This is a genomic window from Rhodoferax sp. UBA5149 (genome assembly GCF_002413825.1).
Taxonomy (GTDB): Bacteria; Pseudomonadota; Gammaproteobacteria; order Burkholderiales; family Burkholderiaceae_C; genus Rhodoferax.
In genome coordinates, this window is record NZ_DHXT01000228.1 from 1 (window position 1) to 4346 (window position 4346).

Sequence of the window (4346 nt, forward strand, 5' to 3'; positions counted from 1 at the left end):
TCGTGCAGAGCCTCAATGCTCTGCGCCTGGACCGCCGCTGGCTGTTGGCGGTTGGCCTGCAAACGCTGCAAGTTACCCCCGGCGCTGAACAGCTTGCCTTCGCCGACGATGAGCACGGACCGAATCTCAGTCGAGCGCTCGGCCAGTCCCAAAGCCTCAATGCCCTCGGTGTAGATTTCCGGCCCCAAGGCGTTGCGGTACTCGGGGTTGGAGATCGTCAGGACCAGCGTCTGGCCCTGGCTGCTGCGTTTGAGTTCGGCTGTCATGATCGGGTTCTTCTACTCTTCTTCGTGCAACAGGCTCAGGCCAATGGCGCCGCGCCGACGCAACCAGGGGCTGGGACGATAGCGCGGGTCGCCATACACCGTTTGCATGTTGAACAGGACCTCCAGCACGTTGGTCGGGCCATAAAGATTGCCCATGGCCAGCGGCCCCATCGGGTAGCCCAGGCCCAGGGTGACAGCCGTTTCCAGATCGGTGGGGGAGCAGATGCTTTGCTGGCAGATGTCGGAGGCAATGTTGACGATGGTCGCCACCACCCGTTGCGAGACAAAGCCACCGCTGTCCCGAATGACGCTGACGGCCTTGCCGTCACGCGCCATCAGCGCGTGGGCCGCCCGCCGCATGTCGGGCCGGGTGGCCGGGTTGGTGGCCAGCACGCGCCGTTTGCTGGCCGCATCATCCACCAGCATGTCAATGCCTAGGGTGCGCGCCGGGTCGAGCCGCTCGATCACGGCGACGGTGGTGATGTCAAAACCCAGTGGCGCCACCAGCGTCAGGGCCAAGGGAGAGGGCGTGGCGCCACTCTCGATCTTTGCGCCCAGGCTTTTGAGCAACAAGAGCAGTTCGGGTCGACGTGCTGCGCGGGGGGACACCCAAACCGGCGGCATCTCGTCCACCTGGGGCGGCGCTGGTTCCGGACTGATCTGGGCGACGCCGCCTTCGTAGCGGTAAAAACCTTCGCCCACTTTTTTACCCAGCATTCCCCCAGCCAGCCGCTGGGCGGTGATGACGCTGGGGCGATAACGGGGCTCTTCAAAGTACTGGTGATAAACCGACTCCATGACCGGATGGGAGACGTCCAGTGCGGTCAGGTCCATCAATTCAAACGGCCCGAGCTTGAAGCCGATCTGGTCTTTCAGAATACGGTCAATGGTGGCGAAATCGGCCACGCCTTCACTGACGATGCGCAGGGCTTCGGTGCCATAGCCACGACCGGCGTGGTTGACGATAAAGCCGGGGGTGTCCTGCGCCTGTACCGGCGTGTGCCCCATCTGCCGGGCATAAGCGGCCAAATCGGTACAGACGCTGGCACTGGTTTTGAGCCCGGCGATCACCTCCACGACTTTCATCAGCGGGACCGGGTTGAAGAAGTGGAAACCGGCAAACTGGGCCGGTCGCTTGAGCCGGGCCGCAATGGCGGTCACTGAAAGCGACGAGGTATTGGTGGCCAGCACCGTGGTCGGGCGCACCAGGCTTTCCAGCTCGGCAAAAAGACTCGCTTTGATATCCAGACGTTCAACGACGGCCTCCACGATCAGGTCGCAGCCTGAAAGCTCGGTGAGCGAGCCGGCACAAAGCAGACGGGATTTGTAGGCGATGACCTGTGCCGCGTCCAGTCGGCCTTTCTCGCACAGCTTGTCCCATTGTGAAAAAACGGCAGATTGCGCAGCGCGTGTCGCCTCAATTTGCATGTCAAACAGCAGCACCGCGCTGCCCGCTTGCACGGCAATCTGGGCGATGCCCCGTCCCATGGCGCCGGCACCGACGATGCCAACAGTTGAAAAAATTGGTTTCATGCGGCGGATTATGACCCGATGCGCCAGGACGTTTTGCCCTATCCTTGCACTGTCCGCCGTGAGAATATCATCGGTGTCGATATCCCGATGGGTTGCGGGTAAACAGCTTTAACTTGACTTTTCAAATGCCATGTCTATCAAACTTTGCGGTTTTTCGGCCAGTAATTATTACAACAAAATCAAACTCCAGTTGCTGGAAAAAGGTGTCGCGTTCGAGGAAGAACTGGTCTGGACAGGAACGGCCCACGCGACACTGATGGACCGATCGCCGATGGGGAAAGTGCCGTTTCTGGATACCCGTGACGGACCGATCTCCGAATCGATAGCTTGCGCTGAGTACATCGAAGCGGCCTATCCCCAGAACAAGCTGTTGCCCGCGGATTCGTATGCGGCGGCCAAGGTACGCGAGCTGATTGTTTACAGTGAATTGCACCTTGAACTGGTCGCCCGGCAGCTTTACCCGGAGGCTTTTTTCGGTGGCAAGGTCAGCGACGGCACCAAAGAGCGCACCTACAAGCTGCTGGTCAAAGGCATTGTGGCTTTTGCCACGCTGGTCAAGTTTGAACCGTTTATTGCAGGCCCGCAATTTACGCTGGCCGACTGCGCTGCCATCGTTCATTTGCCATTGGTGGCGAGTGCCAGCAAAATAATTTATGGTGAGGATTTGCTGGCGGCGTTGCCGGTGCAAGACTACCTCCGGGCGATGGGGGAGCGCGCGACGGTGAGAACTGTCAATGCAGACCGCAAGGCCAATACCGAGATCATGCTGGGCGCGCGTTCGACAAAATAGGGCAGGGCTTGATCACGCGGGATGCCTGAGCCTCGCGTATGCACGGCTCGCCAACCAGCTCACCCACAGGGCCAGCAGCAGACCTGCCAGTCCGGCCCAGTGCAACATGGACATCTGCCCATGGGCAATCAACCAGCCTCCGCTGGCCGCCCCGGCACCTTGGCCGGCATACATGGCCGAGGTGTTGAGAGCGATCGAGCCGGACGTCAGCGTCGGTGCGATGCCTGAGAGTCGGGCTTGCTGCGCCGAGTTGGCCGAAAAGCAGCCCAGTGCCCAGGGAACCAGCACCAGCGCCGTCAACATGAGACTCGAACCCAAGGGCCATAAGGCCAGACTCAGGGCCATACTGGCCACCGCCAGAAAAACAGTCCGTGAAGCACCCAACCGTTCGATATTGCGGGACACCCAGAGGTTACCGACAAAGCCAAAGGCGCCAAACCAGGCGAACATCAGGCTGAGTTGTGTTGGCGTGACGTTGAAATTGGCTTTGTAGTAGGGCGCGAAATAAGAATAAAGTACAAATTGCCCGGCCGAATACAGGACCGTCACGGCGACGCACAGCATTAAAGGTTTGGACTGGAGCGTCTCACGCCACGTGACCAGTGAAAACGCGGGGGGTTTGACGCCATCCGGCATGGCACGCCAAAGCCACGCCGCACTGAAAAATGCCAGTAGACCCACTGCTGAAAATGCATATCGCCAGCCCATCGTCCCCCCGATCCAGGAGCCCAGGGGCATGCCTAGAACAGAAGCCACAGACCAGCCCAGAAACACCAGACTGATCGCCTTGCTGCGTTGGTGCGGTGGCACCAAAAAGCCTATACAGGCAGCGGCCTGGGGCGTGAAAATGGCGGGCGAAATGACCGTCAGAACACGAACGGCCATGAGTGAACCAAACGTGGGCATGGTTGCGCTGAGCAGGTGCAGCGCGCCGTACCAGAGCATGGTCAGGGCCAGCAGACGTCGACGATCCAGTCCAGACACCACGGCCACCAGCAGCGGCGCGCCGAGACACATCAGCAGCGCCGCGACGGAAATGAGCTGACCCGCCACCGGTACGGAAACGTTCAGGGAAGCGCTGATGTCGTTGAGCGTGCCAGGCACCACCATGACACCGGTGCCGATGACAAAATTGCCGAACATCAGTGCCCACAGCACTGGGGGCATCGCGCCTGGGTCTGTGGGACCGAGCTTGTTCAACGGCGGACCTGCAAGGCTCCCGGATTGACGATGTTCGTCGGGGTGCCTTTGATGAAGTTGATCACGTTGTCAAATGCGGCGCCAAAGTACATCTCATAACTGTCCTGTTCGACATAGCCAATGTGCGGCGTACAAATGCAGTTCTCCAGCCGTAGCAAGGCGTGACCCTGCAAAATCGGCTCCGTCTCAAATACGTCTACCGCGGCCATGCCGGGTCGGCCCCGGTTGAGTGCGCTGATCAGGGCGTCGGGCTCGATCAAATCGGCGCGCGACGTGTTCACCAGCAGGGCGGTGGGTTTCATGCGCGCCAGATCGTCGAGCCGGACAATACCGCGGGTTTCATCCAGCAGTCGAAGATGCAGCGAAAGCACATCGCATTGCGCAAAAAATTCCTCCCGGTCGAGCGCGACATCAAAGCCGTTCAATAGGGCTCTTTCTCGCGACGCCTCGCGGCCCCAGATCAGCACGTTCATGCCGAAGGCTTTGCCATAGCCTGCTACCAGCTGTCCGATCTTGCCGTAACCCCAGATGCCCAAGGTTTTGCCCTTGAGGACAGT

5 protein-coding genes are annotated in these 4346 nt (G+C 60.1%); 1 reads left to right on the top strand and 4 read right to left on the bottom strand.

All coding sequences use genetic code 11. The features are described from left to right. Both B3V69_RS20125 and B3V69_RS20130 read right to left on the bottom strand, forming a co-directional pair. The coding region (locus B3V69_RS20125; protein WP_296449435.1) for an enoyl-CoA hydratase-related protein at positions 1–266 on the bottom strand (266 nt) is incomplete at its 3' end. Positions 267–278: 12 nt separating this feature from the next. Then, a complete protein-coding gene (locus B3V69_RS20130; RefSeq protein ID WP_296449438.1) occupies positions 279–1799 on the bottom strand; it encodes a 3-hydroxyacyl-CoA dehydrogenase in 1521 nt (506 codons plus the stop codon). Positions 1800–1929: 130 nt separating this feature from the next. On the opposite strand from B3V69_RS20130, the gene B3V69_RS20135 reads away from it, so the two are divergent. Beyond that, positions 1930–2589 (top strand): glutathione S-transferase, encoded by a 660-nt coding sequence (locus B3V69_RS20135; protein ID WP_296449441.1) that lies wholly within the window; start codon positions 1930–1932, stop codon positions 2587–2589. Positions 2590–2601: 12 nt separating this feature from the next. Here the strand turns inward: B3V69_RS20135 and B3V69_RS20140 are convergent, their stop codons facing one another. Beyond that, positions 2602–3756 (bottom strand): MFS transporter, encoded by a 1155-nt coding sequence (locus B3V69_RS20140; protein ID WP_296449443.1) that lies wholly within the window; start codon positions 3754–3756, stop codon positions 2602–2604. A 29-nt stretch (positions 3757–3785) separates the two neighbouring features. Further along, a partial coding sequence (locus tag B3V69_RS20145; protein ID WP_296449444.1) for an NAD(P)-dependent oxidoreductase occupies positions 3786–4346 on the bottom strand: 561 nt, incomplete at its 5' end.

Coding starts and splice junctions, on each gene's coding strand:
- B3V69_RS20130 (WP_296449438.1), bottom strand. CDS start 1,799: ATGAAACCAATTTTTTCAACTGTTGGCATCGTCGGTGCCGGCGCCATG.
- B3V69_RS20135 (WP_296449441.1), top strand. CDS start 1,930: ATGTCTATCAAACTTTGCGGTTTTTCGGCCAGTAATTATTACAACAAA.
- B3V69_RS20140 (WP_296449443.1), bottom strand. CDS start 3,756: ATGCCCCCAGTGCTGTGGGCACTGATGTTCGGCAATTTTGTCATCGGC.